The 22,412-nt window shown below is 69.3% G+C and carries 22 protein-coding genes; 10 read left to right on the plus strand and 12 right to left on the minus strand.

From position 1 onward, the window contains the following. The first annotated feature begins 4 nt into the window (after nucleotides 1-4). From ftsA to UC35_RS17230, 6 genes are all read left to right on the plus strand, one after another. A complete protein-coding gene (gene ftsA, locus UC35_RS17205; RefSeq protein WP_061501829.1) occupies nucleotides 5-1,234 on the plus strand; it encodes a cell division protein FtsA in 1,230 nt (409 codons plus the stop codon). Nucleotides 1,235-1,384: 150 nt separating this feature from the next. After that, nucleotides 1,385-2,617, plus strand: coding sequence for a cell division protein FtsZ (gene ftsZ, locus UC35_RS17210; protein ID WP_061501831.1), 1,233 nt, complete (start codon nucleotides 1,385-1,387; stop codon nucleotides 2,615-2,617). 182 nt (nucleotides 2,618-2,799) lie between these two features. After that, nucleotides 2,800-3,723: a UDP-3-O-acyl-N-acetylglucosamine deacetylase gene (gene lpxC, locus UC35_RS17215; protein WP_061501833.1), complete on the plus strand. Its 924-nt coding sequence runs from the start codon at nucleotides 2,800-2,802 to the stop codon at nucleotides 3,721-3,723. After that, nucleotides 3,723-3,902, plus strand: coding sequence for a hypothetical protein (locus tag UC35_RS17220; RefSeq protein WP_061501835.1), 180 nt, complete (start codon nucleotides 3,723-3,725; stop codon nucleotides 3,900-3,902). The genes lpxC and UC35_RS17220 overlap by 1 nt, the downstream gene beginning before the upstream one ends. A 114-nt stretch (nucleotides 3,903-4,016) precedes the next feature. After that, nucleotides 4,017-4,997 carry a lipopolysaccharide heptosyltransferase I gene (waaC, locus tag UC35_RS17225; RefSeq protein ID WP_061501837.1) on the plus strand — a complete coding sequence of 327 codons (981 nt, stop codon included), beginning with the start codon at nucleotides 4,017-4,019 and terminating at the stop codon, nucleotides 4,995-4,997. Further along, nucleotides 4,994-6,253, plus strand: a complete 1,260-nt coding sequence (locus UC35_RS17230) for a 3-deoxy-D-manno-octulosonic acid transferase (protein WP_061501839.1) — start codon at nucleotides 4,994-4,996, stop codon at nucleotides 6,251-6,253. Before waaC ends, UC35_RS17230 begins: the two co-directional genes overlap by 4 nt. An 18-nt stretch (nucleotides 6,254-6,271) precedes the next feature. Here UC35_RS17230 and UC35_RS17235 read toward each other — a convergent pair whose 3' ends face one another. Genes UC35_RS17235 through UC35_RS17260 form a run of 6 tightly spaced genes read right to left on the minus strand, consistent with a single transcriptional unit; the run spans nucleotide 6,272 to nucleotide 13,794 of the window. After that, on the minus strand, nucleotides 6,272-7,630 hold the full coding sequence (locus tag UC35_RS17235; protein WP_061501841.1) for a TolC family outer membrane protein: 1,359 nt from the start codon (nucleotides 7,628-7,630) through the stop codon (nucleotides 6,272-6,274). A gap of 14 nt (nucleotides 7,631-7,644) precedes the next feature. Beyond that, nucleotides 7,645-7,980, minus strand: coding sequence for a rhodanese-like domain-containing protein (locus UC35_RS17240; RefSeq protein WP_061501843.1), 336 nt, complete (start codon nucleotides 7,978-7,980; stop codon nucleotides 7,645-7,647). Beyond that, nucleotides 7,980-8,669 carry a protein-L-isoaspartate O-methyltransferase family protein gene (locus tag UC35_RS17245; protein ID WP_061501844.1) on the minus strand — a complete coding sequence of 230 codons (690 nt, stop codon included), beginning with the start codon at nucleotides 8,667-8,669 and terminating at the stop codon, nucleotides 7,980-7,982. Before UC35_RS17245 ends, UC35_RS17240 begins: the two co-directional genes overlap by 1 nt. Before the next feature lie 29 nt (nucleotides 8,670-8,698). Continuing rightward, nucleotides 8,699-11,893, minus strand: coding sequence for an efflux RND transporter permease subunit (locus UC35_RS17250; protein ID WP_061501847.1), 3,195 nt, complete (start codon nucleotides 11,891-11,893; stop codon nucleotides 8,699-8,701). 15 nt (nucleotides 11,894-11,908) lie between these two features. Further along, nucleotides 11,909-13,096: an efflux RND transporter periplasmic adaptor subunit gene (locus UC35_RS17255; protein ID WP_061501849.1), complete on the minus strand. Its 1,188-nt coding sequence runs from the start codon at nucleotides 13,094-13,096 to the stop codon at nucleotides 11,909-11,911. Then, nucleotides 13,093-13,794, minus strand: a complete 702-nt coding sequence (locus tag UC35_RS17260) for a TetR/AcrR family transcriptional regulator (RefSeq protein WP_061501851.1) — start codon at nucleotides 13,792-13,794, stop codon at nucleotides 13,093-13,095. Before UC35_RS17260 ends, UC35_RS17255 begins: the two co-directional genes overlap by 4 nt. Nucleotides 13,795-13,945: 151 nt before the next feature. Between UC35_RS17260 and msrA the strand changes: the two genes are divergently transcribed. Then, nucleotides 13,946-14,482 carry a peptide-methionine (S)-S-oxide reductase MsrA gene (gene msrA, locus UC35_RS17265; protein WP_061501853.1) on the plus strand — a complete coding sequence of 179 codons (537 nt, stop codon included), beginning with the start codon at nucleotides 13,946-13,948 and terminating at the stop codon, nucleotides 14,480-14,482. An 18-nt stretch (nucleotides 14,483-14,500) separates the two neighbouring features. Here the strand turns inward: msrA and UC35_RS17270 are convergent, their stop codons facing one another. From UC35_RS17270 to pdxH, 5 genes are all read right to left on the minus strand, one after another. Continuing rightward, entirely contained in the window at nucleotides 14,501-15,286 is a 786-nt protein-coding gene (locus UC35_RS17270; protein ID WP_061501855.1) for a metal ABC transporter permease, read from the minus strand. Then, nucleotides 15,283-16,206, minus strand: a complete 924-nt coding sequence (locus UC35_RS17275) for a metal ABC transporter substrate-binding protein (protein ID WP_061501857.1) — start codon at nucleotides 16,204-16,206, stop codon at nucleotides 15,283-15,285. The genes UC35_RS17270 and UC35_RS17275 overlap by 4 nt, the downstream gene beginning before the upstream one ends. Nucleotides 16,207-16,215: 9 nt before the next feature. After that, the gene (locus UC35_RS17280) at nucleotides 16,216-17,619 is read right to left on the minus strand and encodes a hypothetical protein (RefSeq protein WP_061501859.1); all 1,404 of its coding nucleotides are present in this window, start codon (nucleotides 17,617-17,619) and stop codon (nucleotides 16,216-16,218) included. A 72-nt stretch (nucleotides 17,620-17,691) separates the two neighbouring features. Next, nucleotides 17,692-18,012: a hypothetical protein gene (locus UC35_RS17285; RefSeq protein ID WP_061501862.1), complete on the minus strand. Its 321-nt coding sequence runs from the start codon at nucleotides 18,010-18,012 to the stop codon at nucleotides 17,692-17,694. A 44-nt stretch (nucleotides 18,013-18,056) separates the two neighbouring features. Next, nucleotides 18,057-18,704, minus strand: a complete 648-nt coding sequence (pdxH, locus tag UC35_RS17290; RefSeq protein ID WP_061501863.1) for a pyridoxamine 5'-phosphate oxidase — start codon at nucleotides 18,702-18,704, stop codon at nucleotides 18,057-18,059. Nucleotides 18,705-18,754: 50 nt separating this feature from the next. On the opposite strand from pdxH, the gene UC35_RS17295 reads away from it, so the two are divergent. Beyond that, on the plus strand, nucleotides 18,755-19,318 hold the full coding sequence (locus UC35_RS17295) for an NTP transferase domain-containing protein (RefSeq protein WP_061503901.1): 564 nt from the start codon (nucleotides 18,755-18,757) through the stop codon (nucleotides 19,316-19,318). Here the strand turns inward: UC35_RS17295 and UC35_RS17300 are convergent. Further along, nucleotides 19,299-19,886, minus strand: a complete 588-nt coding sequence (locus tag UC35_RS17300) for a gamma-glutamylcyclotransferase (protein ID WP_061501864.1) — start codon at nucleotides 19,884-19,886, stop codon at nucleotides 19,299-19,301. The genes UC35_RS17295 and UC35_RS17300 overlap by 20 nt on opposite strands. Before the next feature lie 71 nt (nucleotides 19,887-19,957). On the opposite strand from UC35_RS17300, the gene edd reads away from it, so the two are divergent. Then, nucleotides 19,958-21,775, plus strand: a complete 1,818-nt coding sequence (gene edd, locus UC35_RS17305) for a phosphogluconate dehydratase (protein ID WP_061501866.1) — start codon at nucleotides 19,958-19,960, stop codon at nucleotides 21,773-21,775. Beyond that, a complete protein-coding gene (gene eda / locus UC35_RS17310) occupies nucleotides 21,766-22,407 on the plus strand; it encodes a bifunctional 4-hydroxy-2-oxoglutarate aldolase/2-dehydro-3-deoxy-phosphogluconate aldolase (RefSeq protein WP_061501868.1) in 642 nt (213 codons plus the stop codon). Before edd ends, eda begins: the two co-directional genes overlap by 10 nt. The last annotated feature ends 5 nt before the right edge of the window (nucleotides 22,408-22,412 follow it).

Raw genomic sequence — 22,412 nt, forward strand, 5'->3', positions numbered from 1 at the left:
AGAAATGGCAAAAGAATACAAGGACCTGGTCGTCGGACTGGACATCGGCACCGCCAAGGTGATGGCGGTGGTGGCCGAAGTCCTGCCCGGGGGCGAGCTGAAGATGGCCGGGCTGGGCGTGGCCGCGTCCAACGGGCTCAAGCGCGGCGTGGTGGTCAACATCGACGCCACGGTGCAGAGCATCCAGCAGGCGCTGAAGGAAGCCGAGCTGATGGCCGACTGCAAGATCACGCGCGTCTACACCGGTATCACCGGCAGCCACATCCGCGGCATCAATTCCAGCGGCATGGTCGCGGTGAAGGACCGCGAGGTGACCCCGGCCGACGTGGCACGCGTGGTGGAGACGGCGCGCGCCATCAACATCTCCACCGACCAGCGCCTGCTGCTGGTCGAGCCCCAGGAGTTCGTGATCGACGGCCAGGACGTCAAGGAGCCGATCGGCATGAGCGGCATCCGCCTGGAGGCCAAGGTGCACATCGTCACCGGCGCGCAGAGCGCGGCGGAGAACATCATCAAGTGCGTGCGCCGCTGCGGCCTTGAAGTCGAGCAGCTCATGCTCAATCCGCTGGCGTCCAGCCTGGCGGTGCTGTCCGAGGACGAGCGCGAACTCGGCGTGGCGGTGGTGGACGTCGGCGCCGGCACGACCGACGTGGCGATCTTCACCAACGGCGCGATCCGCCACACCGCGGTGATACCGATCGCCGGCGACCTGATCACCAGCGACATCGCGATGGCGCTGCGCACGCCGACCAAGGACGCCGAGGACATCAAGGTCGAAAGCGGCTACGCCAAGCAGTTGCTGGCCGACCCGGAGCAGCAGGTGGAGGTGCCCGGCCTGGGCGACCGCGGCCCGCGCATGCTGTCCAAGCAGGCGCTGGCCGGCGTGATCGAGCCGCGCGTGGAGGAGATCTTCTCGCTGGTGCAGCAGGTGATCCGCGAATCCGGCTACGAGGAGGTGCTGTCCTCGGGCATCGTGCTCACCGGCGGCAGCGCGCTGATGCCCGGCATGGTCGAACTGGGCGAGGACATCTTTCTCAAGCCGGTGCGCCGCGGCGTGCCCAAGTACACCGGCGCCCTGGCCGACATGGTGGCGCAGCCGCGCGCCGCCACCGTCATGGGCCTGCTCGAGGAGGCGCGAGTGGCGCGCCTGCGCGGGCTGAAGGTGGCGCAGAAGAACGGTTCCATGAAGACGGCCTTCGGCCGCTTCAAGGACTTCATCGTGGGGAACTTCTAGATGCATCCGTTCAGGCTCTGGTTGTCCCGTGCAAGCCCCGGCCCGCCGCGAAAGCGACGATGGCGGTGCACCGATCCGCCGTCCGCGCGTTGAATCAAACCAACAGCAATCTTCAGAAATTGGCAACTGCATAGATAACAGGAGAATGAAATGAGCATCGAAATGATCGAAGTCGAAGAGTTCAACCAGGGCACGCAGATCAAGGTCATCGGCGTGGGTGGTGGCGGCGGCAATGCGGTCGAGCACATGATCAGTCGCGCCGTGCAGGGCGTGGAGTTCATCTGCGCGAACACGGACGCCCAGGCGCTGTCGCGCAGCAGCTCGCACAAGACCATCCAGCTCGGTCAAAGCGGGCTGGGCGCGGGCAGCAAGCCCGACAAGGGGCGTGAATGCGCCGAGGCCGCCGCGGACGACATCCGCCAGGCGATCAGCGGCGCCCACATGCTGTTCATCACCGCCGGCATGGGCGGCGGCACGGGCACGGGCGCGGCGCCGGTGATCGCGCGCGTCGCCAAGGAGATGGGCATCCTCACCGTGGGCGTGGTGACCAAGCCCTTCGACTGGGAAGGCGGGCGCCGCATGACCAACGCGGACAACGGGCTGGCTGAACTCGAAGCCAACGTCGATTCGCTGATCGTGGTGCTCAACGAGAAGCTGCTCGAGGTGCTGGGCGACGACGTCACGCAGGACGAGGCCTTCGCGCACGCCAACGACGTGCTGAAGAATGCCGTGGGCGGCATCGCCGAGATCATCAACGTGCCCGGCCATGTCAACGTGGACTTCGAGGACGTGCGCACCGTGATGGGCGAGCCCGGCAAGGCCATGATGGGCACGGCCGTGGCCAACGGCCCGGACCGCGCGCGCATCGCCGCGGAGCAGGCGGTGGCGTGCCCGCTGCTGGAGGGCATCGACCTGTCGGGCGCCAAGGGCGTGCTGGTGCTGATCACCGCCGCCAAGGGCAGCCTGAAGCTATCGGAGTCCAAGCTCGCGATGAACACCATCCGCGCCTATGCCTCGCCCGACGCCCACGTGATTTACGGCACGGCCTACGACGACAGCCTGGGCGACGAGATCCGCGTCACCGTGGTGGCCACCGGCCTGTCGCGCCAGGGCCAGCGTCGCACGGCGCCGCCGCTGCAGGTGCTGCGCACCGGCACCGACAACGTGCCGTTCAACGTGCCCACGGTGAGCAACGCCGTCGGCGGTCCGGGCGCCAGCGTCCCGCGCGAGCCGCAGGCCACGCAGCCCGACTACGGCGGCCTGGCCGTGCCCAGCGTGTGGCGCACCAACCGCACGCAGGCCGCGGCCAAGGTGGACGCGCTGTCTTCCGGCGGCATGGACGACTTCGAGATCCCGGCCTTCCTGCGCAAGCAGGCGGACTGATGGAAGAACGCGGGCTGCTCACCTTGGTGGGCGGCCCGAAGGAATCAGAAGAGTAGTTCTCCAAGGGGAGTACCTTCGGGTGGGCCTGGCCCACCCTTTTCTTTTGCGGAGTTCCCCGGGAACTATCGCGGCCATAAGCCGAACCAAAGACGCCGAAAGCAGGCCAAAAGTAAAATCGACCCATGCTCCAGCAACGCACCCTCAAGACCCTGACCCGCGCCGTGGGCGTGGGGCTGCACAGCGGCCAACGGGTCGAGCTCACGCTGCGGCCGGCGCAGCCGGACACCGGCATCGTGTTCCGCCGGGTGGACCTGCCGATCCCGGTGGACATCCCGGTGTCGGCCAATGCGGTGTCGGACACGCGCCTGGCGTCCACCATCGGCAGTGGCGGCGCCAAGGTGCACACGGTCGAGCACCTGATGTCGGCCTGCGCGGGACTGGGCCTGGACAACCTGTACGTGGACATCACCGCCGAGGAAGTGCCGATCCTGGACGGCTCCTCGGCCTCGTTCGTGTTCCTGCTGCAAAGCGCGGGCATCGCCTTGCAGAATGCGCCGCGCCGCTTCGTGCGCGTGAAAAAGACCGTGGAAGTGCGCGAGGGCAGCGGCGACAACCTGAAGTGGGTGCGCCTGGACCCCTACCATGGCTACAAGCTCAGCTTCGAGATCGATTTCGACCACCGGGTGGTCAGTTCCACCGGGCAGCGCGTCGAATTCGACCTCGGCAGCGGCAACTATGCACGCGACATCGCGCGGGCGCGCACCTTCGGTTTCACCCGCGATGTGGAAATGATGCGAGCCAATGGGCTCAGCCTCGGCGGCGGGCTGGACAATGCCGTCGTGATGGACGACTACCGCGTGCTCAATGCCGATGGCCTGCGCTACGACGACGAGTTCGTCAAGCACAAGATGCTCGACGCCATGGGCGACCTGTACCTGATCGGAAAGCCGCTGCTCGCCTCCTACAGCGCATTCCGCTCCGGCCATGCGCTGAACAACCGGCTGCTGCGCGAACTGCTCGCCCAGCCGGATGCCTTCGAGCTGGCCACTTTCGAGGACGAGAAGGACGCCCCCGCGGGCTTCGCGCTGCCGGCGCGCGCCTGGTAATGGCCGTCTTCCGTGCCCTGATGCTGCTGATGCTGGTGGCATCGGGCATTTCCTTCGTGCTGTATGCGACCACCGGCCAGATGCGCTATCGCCGCCTCGGGCTCACGCTGCTGACGTGGACGCTGGCCGCGGGGTTCGTGTTCTTCGCGGTGCTGATCGCCGAGCGACTCATGGAATAGGCTCCGCCCTGCGGGGTGCGGTGCCATGAGCCTTCGGAGCGGCCGTGCGGCTCATGGAGTGACCACCCGGCTGCAGTGCGGTGCAGGGCTCGCGAACAGTCACAATGGCGGGCTGTGAGGATTCTTATCGTCAAGCTGTCGTCCCTGGGCGACGTGGTGCACGCCATGCCCGCCGTGCAGGATTTGCGCGCGGCCCTGCCGCAGGCGCAAGTCGACTGGGTGGTGGAAAAGGGCTTCGCGCCGCTGGTCACGCGCTGCGAGGGCGTGGCCACCACCGTGGCCTGCGAGCTGCGGCGCTGGCGCAAGGCGCCGCTGGCCACGTCGACGCGGGCCGAATGGCGCGCCTTCCGCGAGCTCCTGCGCAGCCGCGCCTATGACGCGGTGCTCGACCTGCAGGGCCTGACCAAATCCGGCTTGGTCGCGCGCGTGGCGCGGCTCGCGCCCGGCGGCAAGCGCTACGCGCTCGGCAACCGCACCGAAGGCTCCAGCTACGAGGCGCCCACGCGCTGGCTGGCCGACGTGGCCATCGACATCGAGCCGCGCGTGCACGCCGTGCAGCGCTCGCGCGAGCTGTGCGCCCGGGCGCTCGGCTACCCCGTTCCGCCCGGCCTGCGGTTCGGCCTGCGCGCGCAGGCGCCAACGGACGGCCCGGGCCGCGCCGTGTGCCTGGTCCACGGCACCTCGCGCGCGGACAAATGCTGGCCGGAGGCGCACTGGGTGGCGCTGGGACAGCGTCTGCTGACGCGCGGATTCACCATCGGCCTGCCGCACGGCAGCGAGGCCGAGCGCGAGCGCAGCGAACGCATCGCGGCCGAGCTCGGCGGCGGCGCCCAGGTCTGGCCGCGCCTGGAACTGGGCGCGCTGGCGGATCGCCTCGCCTCCTGCGCCGGCGTGGTCGGCGTCGACAGCGGCCTCAGCCACATCGCGGTGGCGCTGGACCTGCCGCACGTGCAGATCTACAACTTCGACACCGCCTGGCGCACCGGGCCGCTCGATGCACTGCGCCAGCGCGCCGTCTATGCCCAGCCCACGCCGTCGGTGGATGCGGTGTGGCAGGCCTGGCAAGCGGTCGAGGCGGTGGGGCCGGCTCCATGATCCGGCCCCTGTACACCCTGGCGGTGATCGGAGCGCAGCCGCTCTTGCGGCGCAAGCTGCGCCGGCGCGGGGCTGCCGAGCCCGGCTACCTGCAGCATGTGGACGAGCGCTTCGGCCGCTACGAGGACGGCGCCGAGCCCGGCGCCCTGTGGATCCACGCCGTCTCGCTCGGCGAGACGCGCGCGGCGGCGATCCTGATCGCGCAGCTGCGTGCGCTCCAGCCCGGCATCCGGATCCTTCTCACGCACGGCACGGCGACCGGCCGCGCGGAAGGCGAACGTCTGCTGCGCGACGGCGACCGGCAGGCCTGGCTGCCCTGGGACACGCCCAAGGCCGTGCGCGCCTTCCTCAATCACTTCCGGCCCAGCGCCGGCGTGCTGATGGAAACCGAGGTGTGGCCCAACCTGGTGGCGGTCTGCCGGCAGCGCGGCGTCCCGCTGGCCCTGGCCAACGCGCGGCTGTCGCAAAAGTCGCTCGCGCAGGCGCGGCAACTGGCCTTCCTGTCCCGTCCGGCGTATTCCTCGCTGACGGCGGTCTGGGCCCAGACCGAGGGCGATGCCCGGCGCCTGACACGGGCCGGGGCCACGGTGCAGGGCGTGTTCGGCAACCTCAAATTCGACGCCACGCCCGACGCGCAGCAGCTCGCGCAGGGCCGCCGCTGGCGCGAAGGGCTGCACAGGCCAGTCGTCATGTTCGCCAGTTCGCGCGAAGGCGAGGAGGCCGAGTTCTTCCGGCTCGCGCAGGCGATGCGCGGATCGGACGCCCAATGGCTGGTGGTGCCGCGGCATCCGCAGCGCTTCGCCGAGGTGGCGGCGCTCGCCGCTTCGCAGGGGCTTTCGGTGTCGCGCCGCAGCGCCTGGGGCGAGGCGCCCGCGCGGGCCGACGTGTGGATCGGCGATTCGCTCGGCGAGATGGCGCTCTACTACGGCCTGGCCGATGTGGCGCTGCTCGGAGGCAGCTTCGAAAAGCTCGGTGGCCAGAACCTGATCGAGGCGGCCGCCTGCGGCTGCCCGGTGGTCATGGGGCCGCACACCTTCAACTTTGCCGAGGCCTCGCGGCTGGCGGAAGAAGCTGGCGCCGCGCTGCGGGTCGCCTCGATGGAGGAGGGCATGCGCAGCGCAGTCGAGCTGGCCGGCAACCGCGAGCGGCACACCGGAGCGGTCCGGGCCGGCCTCGCTTTCGCCGAGGCCCACCAGGGCGCGGCGCGCCGGACGGCCGAAGCCATCCTGGAGCTGTCCACTGAACCAGGCCGCTGATGCTGCGGCCCCGGCGCGCTACTGCGCCAGCGGCGTGGCGACCAGCGTGTTGAGGCGTGCCAGGTCCTCGGGAGCCAGCGTGCCGCTGGCCTGGCGCAGCTTCAGGTGGCCGAGCACCACGTTGTAGCGGGCCTGCGAGAGGTCTCGCTTGGTCAGGTACAGCTGGCTCTGTGCATTGAGCACGTCGATGTTGATCCGCACACCCACCTGGTAGCCCACCCGGTTGGCGTCCAGCGAACTCTGGCTCGAAGCTTCCGCCGCCTCCAGCGCCTTGACCTGGCTTTGGACCGAGACCAGGCTGAAGTAGGCGGCGCGCGTCGCCTGCGCCACGCTACGGCGCGTATTCTCCAGGTCGGCCTGCGCCTTCTCTTCCAGTGACAGCGTTTCGCGCACGCGGTTTTGCGTCGCGAAGCCCGCGAACAGCGGCAGGTTGAACGCCACGCCTACGGTGCCGGTGTCGGTGCGGTTGAACACGGCGACCTGCTGGTTGCCGTTCGGGTTGCGGATGACGTTGTAGCTGGCCACCAGGTCCAGCGTCGGCTTGTGCCCGGCGCGCGCCTTCTCGGTTTCCAGTTGCGCGATTTCAAGCGCCTGGCGCGCCTGCAGGATGGAAGGGCTGACCGTTTCCCCCCGGTCCACCCAGGCCTGCGGGTCGGCCGGATTCGGCGGCGGCAGCTCGGTGACGGTGAGCGGGGCGGGATTGACGTTGGGGCGCCCGACCAGCGAGTCGAGCGCCAGCTTCTTGACCCGCAGGTCGTTCTCGCCCTGGATTTCCTGCGCGATCACCAGGTCGTAGCGCGATTGCGCCTCGCGCGTGTCGGTGATGGTGGTGGTTCCCACTTCGAAGTTGCGCTTGGCCGAGGCCAGCTGCTCGGCCACCGCGGCTTTCTGACCGCGCACGAAGGCCAAGGTGTCCTGCGCTGCCAGCACGTCGAAGTACGCCTGGCTCACGCGCACGATCAGGTCTTGGCTCGCGGCCGTGAGCTGCTGCTGCGCGAGGTCGGCCTGGCGCTTGCCCTGCTCGTAGGCCGCCAAGTTGGCGGGCCGGTACAGCGGCTGCGAGGCGCTGACGGTGCCGGTCTGCGCGGTGAAGGTGCGGTCGATCGGCGGGAAGGTGCCTGGTGCGAACCCGTTTTCGAAGTGCACGCGCGACGCGCCGGCGGCCAGGTTGGCGCTGGGCAGGATGTTGGCCCTGGCCTGCTCGGCGCGATAGATGTTGGCGTCGTACAGGGCCTTGGCCGACTGCCAGGTGGCGTCATAGGCGCGCGCCGACTCGTACAGCTCGAGCAGGTTCTGCGCCTGCGATGGGGCGGCAAATGCCGCTCCCAACAGCAGAGGCAGCAATTTCAGGCGCAAGGGGGTCCACGTGAAGCTCATGCTCCCTCCTGGTTTCAGTATCTCGGAACGCTTGGATCGACTTCCTGCGACCAGGCGTCGATGCCGCCCGCCAAGTTGGCGACGTGATCGAAGCCCTGGGCGGCCAGGAACATGGCCACACGCTGGCTGCGGTTGCCGTGGTGGCAAAGGATGGCCAGCGGGCGCGCCGGGTCGAGCTCGGCCAGCCGGCCCGGAATCTGGTTCATGGGGATGTGCACCAGCTCGAAGCCGCCGGGATTGACGCTTGCGGCCCGCAGTTCCACCGGCTCGCGCACATCGAGGACGACGGCGTTGCCGCCCTGCGAGCGGATCCAGTCAGGCAGTTGGGCGGGGCGGACCTGGTCGATCATCAGAAGGAGAAGCGAGAGGGTTCGGGGAAGTTGCGCAGGCGCGGCGCCAGCGTGTCCCAGGGCTGCGAGGTGCTGTAGGCGGTCTCGCTGGTGCGCGTGATGAAGGTGGCGCGCATGATGGGCTCGCCGCCGGCGATGGCGGCCAGGCGGCCGCCCACCTTCAGCTGCTTGAGCAGCGCGGGCGGCACTTCGGCTACCGAGCCGCTCAGCACGATCACGTCGAACGGCGCTTCGCCGGGCAGGCCGCCGGCACCGTCGGCCTCGCGCACCTCGACGTTGCCGATGCCGGCGCGTTGCAGGTTCTCGCGGGCCATGCGGGCCAGCTGCGGCTCGATCTCCAGCGAGATCACCCGCTGGGCGCGGCTGGCCAGCAGCGCGGCCATGTAGCCGGAGCCGGCCCCGACTTCGAGGACCTTCTCGATGCCGGTGAGTTTCACGTCCTGCAGCACGCGCGCTTCCACCTTGGGTTCGAGCATGCACTGGCCGCGCTGCAGCGCCTCCTCGGTCGCGCCGAACAGGGGGATCTGCATGTCCACGAAGGCCAGCGCCTTGTGCGCCAGCGGCACGAAGTCCTCGCGCCGCACGCGCGACAGGAGTTGGAGCACATCCAGGTCGAGCACGTCCCAGGGACGGATCTGTTGCTCGATCATGTTGAAGCGGGCGCGTTCGATATCGGCAGGGGCGTTCATGATGGGACTGTTGGCGTGGCTGATCAGGACTAGTCCTCGATTTTAGAGGCGGGCAGGGCGCCGGCGCCGCCCCCGGCCGCGGCCTGGCCGGCGGCGGCCGGCGCCCGCCGGCGGCGGGCCCAGCGGGCGAGGTCGTCCAGGTAGCAATAGACCACCGGCACCACCACCAGCGTCAGCAGCGAGGAGGTGATCACCCCGCCGATCACGGACTGGCCCATGGGCGCGCGCTGCTCCGAGCCCTCGGTCAAGGCGAAGGCCAGCGGCACCATGCCGAAGATCATCGCCAGTGTGGTCATCAGGATTGGGCGCAGCCGCACCTTGGCGGCGTGCAGCAGCGCCTCGGAGCGTTCCATGCCCTGCTCGCGCATGCGGATGGCGAAGTCCACCAGCAGGATGGCGTTCTTGGTCACCAGCCCCATCAGCATCACGATGCCGATGATGGAGAACATCGACAGCGTGGAGCCGAACATCAGCAGTGCCAGCACCACGCCGATCAGGGTCAGGGGCAGCGAGGTCATGAGCGCCAGCGGCTGCAGGAAGCTCTTGAACTGGCTGGCCAGGATCATGTAGATGAAGACGATCGCCATCGCCAGCGCGGACACCGCGTAGGCGAAGGATTCGGCCATGTTCTTGGCCGAGCCGCTGAACTGGTAGCGGTAGCCGGGCGGGAAGGCGATGCCGTCCAGCACCTTGCGGATGTCGTTGGAGATCTCGCCGGCCGAGCGGTTGTAGGCGTTGCCATTGATCGCGACCTCGCGCGCGAGGTCGCGCCGGTTGATCTGGTTGGGGCCGGTGGATTCCTTCACCTGCGCCAGCTGGTTCAGGCGCACCACGCGCGAACTGCCGTCCGGGTGGGTGCCGGTGGCGAAGGGCAGGCGCTCCAGGTCCTGCGGCGCCTTGCGCGCGTCCGGGGCCAGCCGCACGTTGACGTCGTAGGTCTGGTCATCGGGGGCGCGCCAGTTGCCCACCGTCTGGCCGGCCACCAGGGTGCGCAGCGATGCGCCGACCTGCGCCACCGACAGCCCCAGGTCGGAGGCGGCGTCGCGGTTCACGTCGACCTCGATCACCGGCTTGTCGGGCTTGACGCTGGAGTCCAGGTCGACCAGCCCGGGGATGTCGCGGATCTTCTGCGTGACCAGCCGCGACAGCCGCTCCAGTTCCTTGAGGTCGGTGCCCTGCAGCGAGAACTCGATCTGCTTGTTCCCACCCACCGCGTCCAGCAGGCCGACGTGCGTGACCGTGATGCCCGGCACCTGCGCCAGCCGCTGGCGCAGCACGCCGGACATCTGGTCCACGCTCATGCTGCGGTCCTTGCGATCCACCAGCCGCACGTAGACGGATGCGTAGATCTTGCCCTGCGCGTTGCCGGTGTTGATGGTGGCCAGCGTGTATTGCACCTGCGGAAACTCGCGCACGATCGCCTCGACCTGCCGGGCCTTGGCCTCGGTCACCTCCAGCGAAGAGCCGACCGGCGTGTAGAAGTTGATCGAGGTCTCGGAATAGTCGGCCTTGGGCACGAACTCCGTGCCCACCAGCGGGACCATGAAGATGCTCAGCAGGAACACCGCGGCGGCCACGGCCAGGGTCGTGAGCTTGTGCGCCAGCGACCAGCGCAGGATGTCCTGGTAGGCGTTGCCCAGGGCGTCGGTCGCGCGGTCGAACCAGCCGGTGATGCGGCCGATGGTGCGGTCGTAGAGACTGCGCCGGCCGCGCGCCTTGCCGTGCGCCTCGATCTCGGGGTCGTGCCACACCGAGGACAGCATCGGGTCCAGCGTGAAGCTCACGAACATGGAAATCATCACCGCGGCGACGATGGTGATGCCGAACTCATGGAAGAACTTGCCGATGATGCCGCCCATGAAGCCGATCGGCAGGAACACCGCCACGATGGAGAAGGTCGTGGCCAGCACCGCCAGGCCGATCTCCTGCGTGCCGTCCAGCGACGCCTGGAACGGTCCCTTGCCCATCTGCACGTGGCGCACGATGTTCTCGCGCACCACGATCGCGTCGTCGATCAGCAGGCCCACGCACAGCGACAGCGCCATCAGCGTGATCATGTTGATCGAGAAGCCGAAGGCGTACATGAACAGGAAGGTGCCGATCAGCGCGATCGGCAGCGTCAGGCCGGTGATGACGGTGGAGCGCCAGGAATTGAGGAACAGGAACACGATCAGCACCGTGAGCAGCGCGCCCTCGATCAGGGTGCGCCGCACGTTCTCCACCGACACCCGGATGGCGCGCGAGCCGTCCATGATCTCGGCCAGGCGCACGCCCGGCGGCAGCTGCGCGTTGATCTCGTTGACGGTCTTCTTCAGGCCGTCGACCACCTCGATGGTGTTCTCGTCCTGCGCCTTCTGCACCGCCAGCAGCAGGGTGCGCCCGCCGTTGTAGAGCGCCAGGCTGTCGATCTCCTGGGCGCCGTCGGCCACCCGGGCGACCTGCTCCACGCGGACCGGCGTGTTGTTCTTGCGGGTGACGATGATCTTGCCGAAGTCCTCCGGCCGCTGCATGCGCGCGTCCACCTGCACCACGCGGTCCTGCGACAGCGAGCGGATCGCGCCCACCGGCAGGTCCTGGTTCTCGGCCCGCACGGCGGCGGCCACCTGGTCGGCGGTCACGCCCAGGGCTTCCATCGCCTGCGGGTTGAGGTAGATGTTGATCTCGCGCTTGGTGCCGCCCACCAGCGTCACCGAGCCCACGCCGCGCACGTTTTCCAGGCGCTTCTTAAGCACCTGGTCGGCCCAGTTGGTGAGCTCCACGGCGCTCATGGCGCGGCCCCTGGAGGCGTCCGGCAGCACCGCCAGCGACCAGATCGAGCGCGCGGCCGGGTCGAAGCGCAGCACGCGCGGCTCCTTCACCTCGGTGCGGAACAGCGGCCGGATAGAGGCCACCTTCTCGCGCACGTCCTCGGCGGCCTTGCGCCCGTCGACATGGAGCTGGAACTCGATGATGACGACCGACTGGCCCTCATAGCTGCGCGAGGTGAGGGCGTTGATGCCGGCGATGGAGTTGACGCCTTCCTCGATCTTCTTGGTGACTTCGCTCTCGACGATTTCGGGCGAGGCGCCGGGGTATTCGGCGGTCACCACCACGACCGGAAAGTCGATGTTCGGGAACTGGTCGACTTTCAGCCGTTGCAGGGAAAACAGCCCCAGCACGACGATGGCAAGCATCACCATGGTCGCGAAGACCGGGTTCTTCAGGCTGACGCGGGTGAACCACATGCTGATGTCGTCGCGTCAGGGGCTGGGCTTGCTGGCGGCCGCGACGGGCGCGGGCGCCGGCGCCGGCGCAGGGGCGGCGGGCGGCGCGGTGAACTTCACCGCCGTGCCTTCGCGCAGCGGCCCGAGGCCGCCGTGGATCACCTGGGCGCCGGCGGCCAGTCCCTTGACCGCCACCATGATCTCCTGGCCCGATTCGCCGCGCACGCCGGGCTCGACCGGCTTGTGCGCCACCTGGTCGTTCTCCACGACCTGCACATACGGCGCCGGCTTGTCGGTGCGCACGGCCGACAGCGGCACGGCGACCGCCGAGACCCGCCCTGTGCCCAGCGTGCCCTGGGCGAACAGTCCGTGCCGCAGCCCTTCGGGATTGTCGATCGCCAGGTAGGCCAGCACGCTGCGGCTGCCGGTCTGGGCGCTGGGATTGATGCGCACCACCCGGGCAGCGAAGGGCTTGCCGCTGCCCTCGACCTGCAGCAGGGCCTGCTGTCCCACCCGCACGCCCACCGAGTCGGTGGCGCTGAGCGTGGCTTCCAGTTCCAGCCGGCTCAGGTCCACGATCTCCACCACCTTGGCGTCCACGCCCACGCGCTCGCCGGGTTGGGCGGCGCGCAGGGCCACCACGCCGGAGATCGGCGCGGTGAGCACGGTGTCCTGGAGGGTCTTGCGCGCCATGTCGACGGCCGCCAGTGCCGCCTGGTGGGTGGCCTTGGCGGCACTCAGGTTGTTCTGCGAGGTGTCCAGCGTCGTCTTCGAGATGAAGCCCTGGTCCACCAGCGCCTTGTTGTTGTCCCATTGGCGCTGCGCAATGTCGATCTGCGCCTTGGCCGAATCGGCTTGCTGCTCCGCCTGCTTGAGCCGCGCCAGGAATTCGGTGGCCTCGATGCGGGCGATCACCTGGCCCGCCTTGACCACGTCGCCTTCGCGCACCGTGAGGCCCTGCAATTCGCCGGCGGCCCGCGCCTTGACGATGGCGGTGTTCACCGCCTTGAGCGATCCGGAGATCGGCAGGCCCTGCGCCAGCTCGCGGCTGGCGGCCTTGAAGACGTCGCTGGCGGCGAGTTCCACCACCGCCTGCACCTTGGCCCCGGCCTGCGCGACCGCATCCTGCTTCGCCTTGCGGGCCGACAGCGCGCGGGCGCCACCCACGGCGATCAGGACCACGGCCAGCCCGGCGGCCAGCCACTTGTAGTGATTCTTCGTCATTTCCGGTTGCGTCCCGCGCCCTTGTCGTTGTCTTCCGGCCGCGTGCACAGCCCACGCAGCATAGTCTCCATGTGGCAGGAGAGATAGCGCTCGGCATCGAGCGGATGGTCGGTGGGCACGCAGGCTCCGAGCGAATGCTTGCCCATGATCAGGAACACCATCGAGGCCGTGATGAGGTAGGCGGCGTACTCGATGTCAGGCACGTGGAGCTCGCCGCGGTCGACGCCGCGCTGCAGGATGCGGCGCAGCAGGTCCTGCCCCGGCCTGATCACTTCCTGCTGGTAGAAGGCGGCGATGTCCGGGAAGTTGCGTGCTTCGCTGATGATCAGCTTGGTGATGCCGGAGGCGCGGGTCATCCCCACGCGCTCCCACCACACTTTCATGCAGTAGCGCACCATGTCCGCGGAACTGCCTTCGAAGCGCTCGAACTCCTGGTTCCATTCCTGGAAGCGGCCGGAGATGTTCTCGCGCACCACGGCCTTGAACAGCTCTTCCTTGCTCGGGAAATACAGGAACAGGGTGCCCTTGGAAACGCCGGCGCGAGCGGCCACTTCCTCGGACTTGGTGGCAGCAAAGCCTTTTTCGACGAACAGGTCCAGCGCGGCGTCCAGCAGTTCGCCCGGCCGGGCTTCTTTGCGCCGTTCGCGCTTGGCCTGGGTTTCCTCGACCCGGCCACCGATCAACTTGGAAAGTGCCATGGAGGCGCCATTTTAATGACTGACTGGTTAGTAATATAGCTTTGACCCCGCGAAGCGTCAAGGCGAGGCGGGCGCCGCCCAAGGTAAATCCGCAGTAAAGCCGCGCCCTTGCCGATGCGACTACATTCTTCGAATCCAACGAGGACTTCTCATGAGCGACTTGCAGACCATCGTGCTGGGGGGCGGCTGCTTCTGGTGCACCGAGGCGGTGTACGTGAAGGTGCGCGGCGTCACCGATGTGGAGTCCGGCTACAGCAACGGCCAGGTCCAGCAACCGAACTATGAACAGGTCTGCACCGGCAACACCGGGCACGCCGAGGTGGTGAAGCTCACGTACGACCCGCAGCAGGTCAGCACCCGCCAGATCCTGGAGATCTTCTTCGTGGTCCACGACCCGACGCAGCTCAACCGGCAGGGCAACGACACCGGCACCCAGTACCGCAGCGGCATCTACTACACCACGCCCGAGCAGAAGCAGGTGGCCGACGACATCATCCGCGAGATGAGCCAGGACAAGCTGTTCGGCAAGCCGATCGTCACCGAAGTGCAGCCGCTGGCCAACTACTGGCCGGCGGAGGAATACCACCAGGACTTCTTCGAGAAGAACCCCTACCAGGGCTACTGCGTTGCCGTGGCGGCCCCCAAGGTTGCCAAGTTCCGCAAGACCTTCGCCTCACTGGTCCGCTGAACCAGGCATTTGCCTGGTTCAGCGGACTGGGACTGAAACTCCCGCCTGCGGCGCGCGCCGGGCGAGCATCGCGCACACGCCGCCGCACAGGGCCAGCGCGCACACGATGATCGCGCCCGACGGCAGGTCGAACAGGGCCGACAGCGCCAGCCCAAGGGCATAGCCGGCCGCGCCGATGGCGTAGGCCAGCGGCAAGCGGCCCCGCGCTGCGCCGCGCGTGGCCAGCGCGGGAATGATCAGGCTGGAAAACACCAGGTACACCCCCACCAGCTGCACCGAGGCGGTGACCGCGATGGCGAACACGCCATAGAAGCCGAAGCGTCCCAGCCTGCGCGCGATGCCGCTTCGAATGACTGCCAGCAGCACCAGCGTCACGGCCGCGAGCCAGGCCAGCTGTGCGGTGTCGACCCACAGGATCTGGCCCACCAGCAGATCCTTCAGGTTTTCGCCGCCGTGCGGGTTGTGGGCCACCACCAGGATGCCCACGCAGGAGGCCAGCACGAACAGCACGCCGATCAGCGCTTCCTGCTGCTGCGCCGCGCGGCGCTCCGTCCAGGTCAGCAGCAAGGCACCCAGCAGGGCAGCGACCACGGCCGCTGCCTGCACCCAGATGCCCCGTTCCGGCAAGCCGGCCGCCTGCGCCACGACCACGCCGAGCGCGGCGATTTGCGCGATCGCGAGGTCGATGAAGACGATGCCGCGGTCCAGCACTTCCGTGCCCAGTGGCACATGCGTCGCCAGCACCAGCAGCCCCGCCGCCAGCGCCGGGCCCAGGATGCTCCAGTCCAATGCGGCCCAGTTCATTTGCGCGCCCCGGCCGTGACCAGTCGCGCCACGGTGTCGTCGAACAGGGAGAACAGGTCCTTCGCCGCGTCGGACCCGCCCACGGTGAAGGGGATGCTCACCACGGGGATGTCCGCGTTCTTGCTCATCCACTCGGCCGGCCGGGGGTCTTGATAGGCGGCGTGGAGCACCATGCGCGCCGGTGTGGCCTTGAGCGCGGCCAGCACCTGCTGCAGGTGCGAGGCGCTCGGCTCGACGCCCGGCTTGGGTTCGAGCACCGCGACCTCGCGCAGACCCAGCCAGTCGTAGAGGTAGGCGAAGCCCTTGTGTTGCGAAACCACCGGCAGCCCGCGCAGGGGGGCGGCCTGCTGGGTCCACCGCGCGACGGCCTGCTGCCACTTCTGCGAGAAGTCGGCCGTCCGTGCCTGGTATTCCGCCGCATGGCCCGTGTCCAACTGCGCAAGCTTCGCGCCCAGGGCGGTCGCCACGGCGCCGATGTTGCGCGGGTCGGTCTGGATGTGCGGATTGCCGGCGGCATGCACGTCGCCTTGCGACCGGTCGACGCTGCCGGGCACTTCGAGCAGGCGCACCTGGCGCGCCGCCTCGAAGTAACCGGGCTGCCCGGGCTGCACCCGGGCGTTGCCCGACTGCTGCAGCAGCAGCGGCAGCCAGCCGATTTCCAGTTCCGCGCCGGTGCAGACCACCAGGTCCGCATTGCGCATGCGTGCGATCAGGCTGGGCCGGGCCTGGATCTGGTGCGGGTCTTGCAAGGCGGTGGTGGCGACGGTGACGTCGACCAGGTTGCCGCCCAGTGCCTGCGCGAGCGCGCCCCATTCGGGCTCGCAGGCGAACACGCGCAGCGCGGCCTGCGCGGGCACGGAGATGGCGAGCAGCGCCAGCGCCGCGAGCTTGAAGAGTTCGGAGAGTTTGGAGAGCTTCATGACCGGACCTCAATAGCCGTGGGCGCCGTGCGCGCCGAGGCTCATCTGGTATTGCAGGAACCACTGGTTGTCGGCGCTGCCGGGACGCGCCCGGTCCTGCGCGTACTGCAGGCGCACGCGCGAGAACTCGCTGGGGTTCCAGTCCAGCATCGCGCTGTTGCGGCGGGGCCGCCAGCCGTCGGGGGCGAAGAAGGCGGCGTTGTCAGCGTAGTCGGGCGAACCCGGGTCCAGCCGCTCGGTGCGAAGCCCGACGCGCCAGCGCGGCATGAACTGGTAGACGCCCTGCAGGTACCAGCCCGATTGCACGGCGCGATAGGGCGTGCTGCTGGCCAGCGCGTCCACGTCGGCAACCAGCGTGCCGTCCCGGGTGCTGCGCAGGTACTCCCCCTGCAGCTTGAAGTTGGTGCGCGTGGCGTTGCCTTGCGGCGCCCACTTCCACACCGCATCGGCGATCCAGACGCGGGTGCGGCCGCTGAAGGCATCGGCGCGGCCGGACGAGAAGGCATCGGGGCCCAGCAGGCGCTGATCCGATGCCTTGGCGTCCAGCACCGACAGCCCGGCGCGCCAGTTTGAGCTCTCGCCGATGTCGCCGCCGGTGTGCAGCGAAAGCGCCGACGTGCCCGCGCCATTGCCGGACCAGCCGCCGGCGGGGAAGCTGCGGCCGCCGCCCAGCTCGCCGCGCAACTCCAGGTACTGGTCGGTAGGCGCGAGCCATGCCAACTGGACTCCGTCGTCGCCGTACTGCGTGCCCAGCATCGCCTGGTAGGCGAGTGGGGCATCGACGAAGTCCCACACGTGCTTATGCTGTGAGTTCAGGTAGCCGATGGAAGACAGAAAGCGACCCGCCTTCAGGGTCAGCCCGCGGCCGAGCGAGGTGGTCTGGATGAACGCCTCCTCGACCGAGACGCTGTTGTCCGGCGCGAAGCTCAGGGTCGCCACGCCGCTGAACCACGGGTCGACGTTGGCGGACAGCGTCACTTCGGACTCGGCGAGGCTGAAGCTGCGCGTGCCCGGCCCCACCTCTGCATCCGGCGGCAACGCGAAACCGCTGATGCGGTAGGTGGCCGGGTCGCGGCTGGTGTTGGTGTACAGCCCCGACAGGATCAGGGACAGGGCCGGGTTGAAGCCTGTGCCGGAGCCCGGTGCGGCCGAGGCGGCGGCGGGTGCCGCAGCGGCGGCCGGGGCCGGCGCGGGCGGTGCCGGCGCGGGCGGTGCCGGCGCGGGCGGTGTCGCCTGGGCTGCCGTCTCGGCCGCCTGCAAGCGCGACTCCAGCGAGCGAATGCGCTCCTCGTACTGGCTGCGCATCGCCTTGATTTCGTCACGCAGCGCCTGTAGGTCGGCGGCGGTGTCGGCTTTGGAAAGACAGGGCGCCGCGAGCGCCAGCAGGCACGCGGCTCTTAACAGTGGGTTCATCGAATCGAGCTCCTTGCGGTGATTGCGTGGCGAGCGCCGGCTTCGCGTGGCGAAGCGAGGCGAACCAACGGATCAGGGCAGCAAGAAGTTCGGAGGCGCGCGGCTGTCGAAGGGGGCGGCGGCGCCGTTGGAGGTTTGGCTAGTGCCTTGCCAGAGCGGTGCGACCTGGCGCAGCTCGGGATGCAGGATCGTGGCGGGTGGGCTCGCCGCCGCGCCGCCACTGAGGTGGGCGGCGACCGCGCAGATGTCGCAAGGCCCGCCGGGCAGCCCCGACTTGGAGCCCGCCTCCTGCGCCGTGCGCACATGCGAGACCTCGTGCGCCGCTGCTGCCAGCTGCGCGAAGGGCAGCAGCAACGCGAACAGCAGGATCCAGAAGTGGCGCCGGGCGGTCATGACTGCGTGGATGTTACGCCCGGATGAGGACCAGCGTGAGGGCGCTAAGGCGCGAGGCGCTCGCGCAGCCACTGCTGGCCGTCCAGCCGGTAGCGCAGCCGGTCATGCAGCCGGCTCTTGCGTCCCTGCCAGAACTGCCATTCGTCAGGCACCAGACGGTAGCCGCCCCAATGCGGCGGACGCGGCGGATTCAGCAGGTATTGCGCACCGTATTTCGCCGCATTGGCCAGCAGCACGGCGCGGCTTTCGATCACCTGGCTCTGCGGGCTGGCCCAGGCCCCGATGCGCGAATCGAGCGGGCGGCTCGCGTAGTAGTCGTCGCTCTCCCCGGCGCTGGTCTTCTCGACCCGGCCTTCGATGCGCACCACGCGCTCGAGTTCGACCCAGTGGAATTGCAGCGCCGCAAAGGGATTGCCGGCCAGTTCGCGGCCCTTGCGGCTGTCGTAGTTGGTGTACCAGACGATCCCGCGCTCGTCGTAGCCCTTGATCAGCACCACCCGTGTGCTGGGCCGCAGGTCGCTCGCCACCGTGGCCAGGGTCATCGCATTGGGCTCGGGCACTTCCGCGGCGATCGCTTCCGACAGCCACTGGTCGAACTGCGCCAGGGGGTCGGCGTGCGAAGCGTCTTCGCTGAGTTCGGCGCGCCCGTAACTCTTGCGCAGGTCGGCGATGCGGGACGAGGTCATGCTCATTGTCAAATTTTCTCATCTGCAGCACGATGGGCGTCAATCCCTTGTTGACCATGGCCAAGTCCGAGTCCGCTTCGCCGGTTGTGCTGATCCTCGCCTCCGGGCGCGGCGAGCGCTTCCTCGCCTCCGGCGGCAGCGGTTCCAAGCTGCAGGCGCTGCTGGCCGGCCGGCCGGTGCTGGACTGGACCCTGGAGGCCGTGAAGGCCTGCGGGCTGCCCTGGCACCTCGAGGATGCCGGCCACGCCGGCATGGGCGACTCGATCGCCGCGGCGGTGGCGGCCGCCCGGGAAGCCGGCGGCTGGCTGGTGCTGCCGGGTGACCTGCCCCTGGTCCGGCCGCAATCGCTGCGCGCCGTCGCCGCCGCGCTGGCGACCCATGCGGTCGTGCTGCCGCGCCATCTCGGGCAGCGCGGCCACCCGGTGGGCTTCGATGCGTCCTGCCGCGAGGCCTTGCTGAAGCTGCGGGGACCGCAAGGCGCGCAGGAAGTCGTCCGGGCCCAGGCCGCGGCAGGGCGCGTGCTCGAACTCGACCTGGACGACGCCGGCGTCGTCACCGACATCGACACCCTGCAGGACCTTCGGGCCGCCGAGCAGGCGCTCAGCGCTCGATCGCCTTGAGCAGCTTTTCCAGTCCGCGGTCGTAAATGTTGTGGCGCCGCAGCTCTTCGAGCGTCCGGTGCGCGTAGTCGAAGGTGGTGCCGTAGATGCCGCTGGCTTCGGTGAAGATGCGGCGGTACTCGTCCGCCGTGAGCACGCCGGTGTGGCTGGGGCTCTTGCGCGACAGGGTGAAGGCCAGCGCCGTCACCGGCCCATGCGGCGTCTGGCAGGACAGCCACTTCGGGTCGTACACGCCCATGATCATCTCGCGCGCCCACAACCTCGCGAGCACCTGGCGCCCATGCGCCTGCTCCACCCGGAACGCCATGCCGTGGCAGCAGCCGCCCGAGAGCATGCCGAACACCAGCCCCGGCCGCTCGGGCGTGCCGCGGTTGATGCGGCTCCACATCTTGAGCGCGCGGTGCCAGCCGTGCACCCGGGCCGGCCGGCGCTCGGCGAACTCGAACTCGGGCTTCCAGATCAGCGACGCGTAGCCGAAGATCCACAGGTCCTCGTGGCCGCCCCACTCCTGCAGCGTGCGCTCCAGCATGGCAGCGGGGTCACGCGACGGCTTGAGCGGGCTGGTCATGCGCAACTGTAGCGCGGCCCGTGAAAGCGCGTCGCCACCTCTGCGGCGATCGTTCTTGCTAGGATGACCGCATGAAACTGCACCCGGCCGTCGCGGCCGTGACCCAGCGCATCCGCGAGCGCAGTGCCCCGGGCCGCGCCGCCTACCTGCGCCTGATCGACGAGAGCGCCGCGCGTGACCGCGGCGCCGACCGCATGGGCTGCGCCAACGTGGCCCATGCCTTCGCGGCGCTGCCGGGCAACGACAAGCTGCGCGTCGTGGCCCAGCATGCGCCCAACATCGGCATCGTCAGCTCCTACAACGACATGCTGTCGGCGCATGCGCCCTTCGCCCGCTATCCGGACGTGATCAAGGACGAGGCGCGCAGGCACGGCGCCACCGCCCAGGTGGCCGGCGGTGTGCCGGCCATGTGCGACGGCGTGACGCAGGGCACGGCCGGGATGGAGCTGAGCCTGTTTTCGCGCGACGTGATCGCCATGGGCACGGCAGTCGCCCTGAGCCACGACGTGTTCGATGCCGCGCTGATGCTGGGCATCTGCGACAAGATCGTGCCGGGACTGCTGATCGGCGCGCTGCATTTCGGTCACCTGCCCATGGTGTTCGTGCCCGGCGGCCCCATGCCCAGCGGCCTGTCCAACAGCGCCAAGGCCAAGGTGCGCGAGCAGGCGGCCCAGGGGCTGGTCGGGCGTGCCGAACTGCTGGAGGCCGAATCGAAGGCCTACCACACGCAGGGCACCTGCACCTTCTACGGCACAGCCAACAGCAACCAGATGCTGATGGAAGCCATGGGCCTGCACGTGCCGGGCGCCGCTTTCGTGCCGCCCCACACCGAACTGCGCGACGAGCTCACGCGCGAGGCGGTGCGCACCGCGCTGGGCAACCTCAAGGCCGGGCGCTTCACCCCGATCGGACGGATGGTGGACGAGCGCGTCATCGTCAACGCGCTGGCCGCGCTGCTGGCCACCGGCGGCTCGACCAACCACCTGATCCACTGGGTGGCGGTGGCGCGCGCCGCCGGCATCCGGATCGACTGGAACGACTTCGAGGCGCTGTCGGCGGTGGTGCCCCTGCTGTGCCGCATCTACCCCAACGGCCAGGCCGACGTGAACCAATTCCAGCAGGCGGGCGGCCCGGGCTACGTGATCCGCGAGCTGCTGGACGCCGGCCTGATGCACGAGGACGTGCTCACGGTGCGCGAAGGCGGCCTGCGCGACTACACGCGCGAGCCGGCGCTGGAAGGGGACAAGCTGCACTGGCAGGATATCGGCGCCACCCGCGATCCGCATGTGGCCCGTCCGGCCACCGACCCGTTCAGCGTTACCGGCGGGCTGAAGCTGCTGACCGGCAACCTGGGGCGCAGCGTGATCAAGACCTCGGCGGTGCCCGATGATCGGCATGTGATCCAGGCTCCCGCGCGCGTGTTCGATTCGCAGGAGGACCTGCAGCGCGCCTTCAAGGCCGGTGAACTGGAGCGCGACGTGGTCTGCGTGGTGCGCTGGCAGGGGCCCAAGGCCAACGGCATGCCGGAGCTGCACAAGCTGACGCCGCCGCTGGCGGTGCTGCAGGGCAAGGGCTTTCGCGTGGCCCTGGTGACCGACGGCCGCATGAGCGGCGCTTCGGGCAAGGTGCCGGCGGCGATCCATGTTTCGCCCGAGGCCGCCGATGGCGGGCCGCTGGCGAGATTGCGCGATGGCGACGAGGTCCTGCTGGATGCCACGAGTGGCACCCTGCAGGCGCTGGTGCCCGACCATGAATGGCTGGTGCGGCCGCCCGCGGCCATGCCCGAGGGCCTGAAGGAATCGAACCGCCACGGCATCGGCCGCGAAATGTTCGCCGCCTTCCGCCGCAACGCGCGCTCGGCCGAGGAGGGGGCCTGCACATGGTTGTGAAACTCACGCCCAGGGATGTGATGGACGATGCGCCGGTGATCCCGGTGATCGTGCTGTCCGACGTCGCCCATGCCGCGCCGCTGGCGAGCGCCCTGGTGGCCGGCGGCATCCGCATGCTGGAAGTGACGCTGCGCACGGGGGCGGCGCTGGCCTGCATCGAGGCGATCGCGCGCGATGTGCCCGAGGCCGTGATCGGCGCGGGCACGGTGCGCAGCGCGGCGGATGCGCAGGCGGCGGCCAGGGCGGGTGCGCGCTTCGCGGTCAGCCCGGGCTACACCCAGGCCGTTGGCCAGGCCTGCAAGGACCTGGACCTGCCGCTGCTGCCCGGTGTGTCGACCGGCAGCGAGATCATGGCGGCGCAGCAGGACGGCTTCGACGCGCTCAAGTTCTTCCCTGCAGTGCCCGCCGGCGGCGCCACCATGCTGATGGCCTGGGAAGGGCCGTTCGGCGACGTGAAGTTCTGTCCCACGGGCGGGATCAACCCGGCCAATGCGCGGGACTTCCTGGTCCTGCCCAACGTGGCCTGCGTCGGCGGCTCCTGGCTGTCGCCCGCCGAGGTGATCGCGCGCGGCGACTGGAAACACATCACGCAGCTGGCGAAGGACGCCGTGGCGCTGCGCGCCGGCCGCTAGTGCGG

Origin of the sequence: Ramlibacter tataouinensis (assembly GCF_001580455.1) — a bacterium.
Taxonomy (GTDB): Bacteria; Pseudomonadota; Gammaproteobacteria; order Burkholderiales; family Burkholderiaceae_C; genus Ramlibacter; species Ramlibacter tataouinensis_B.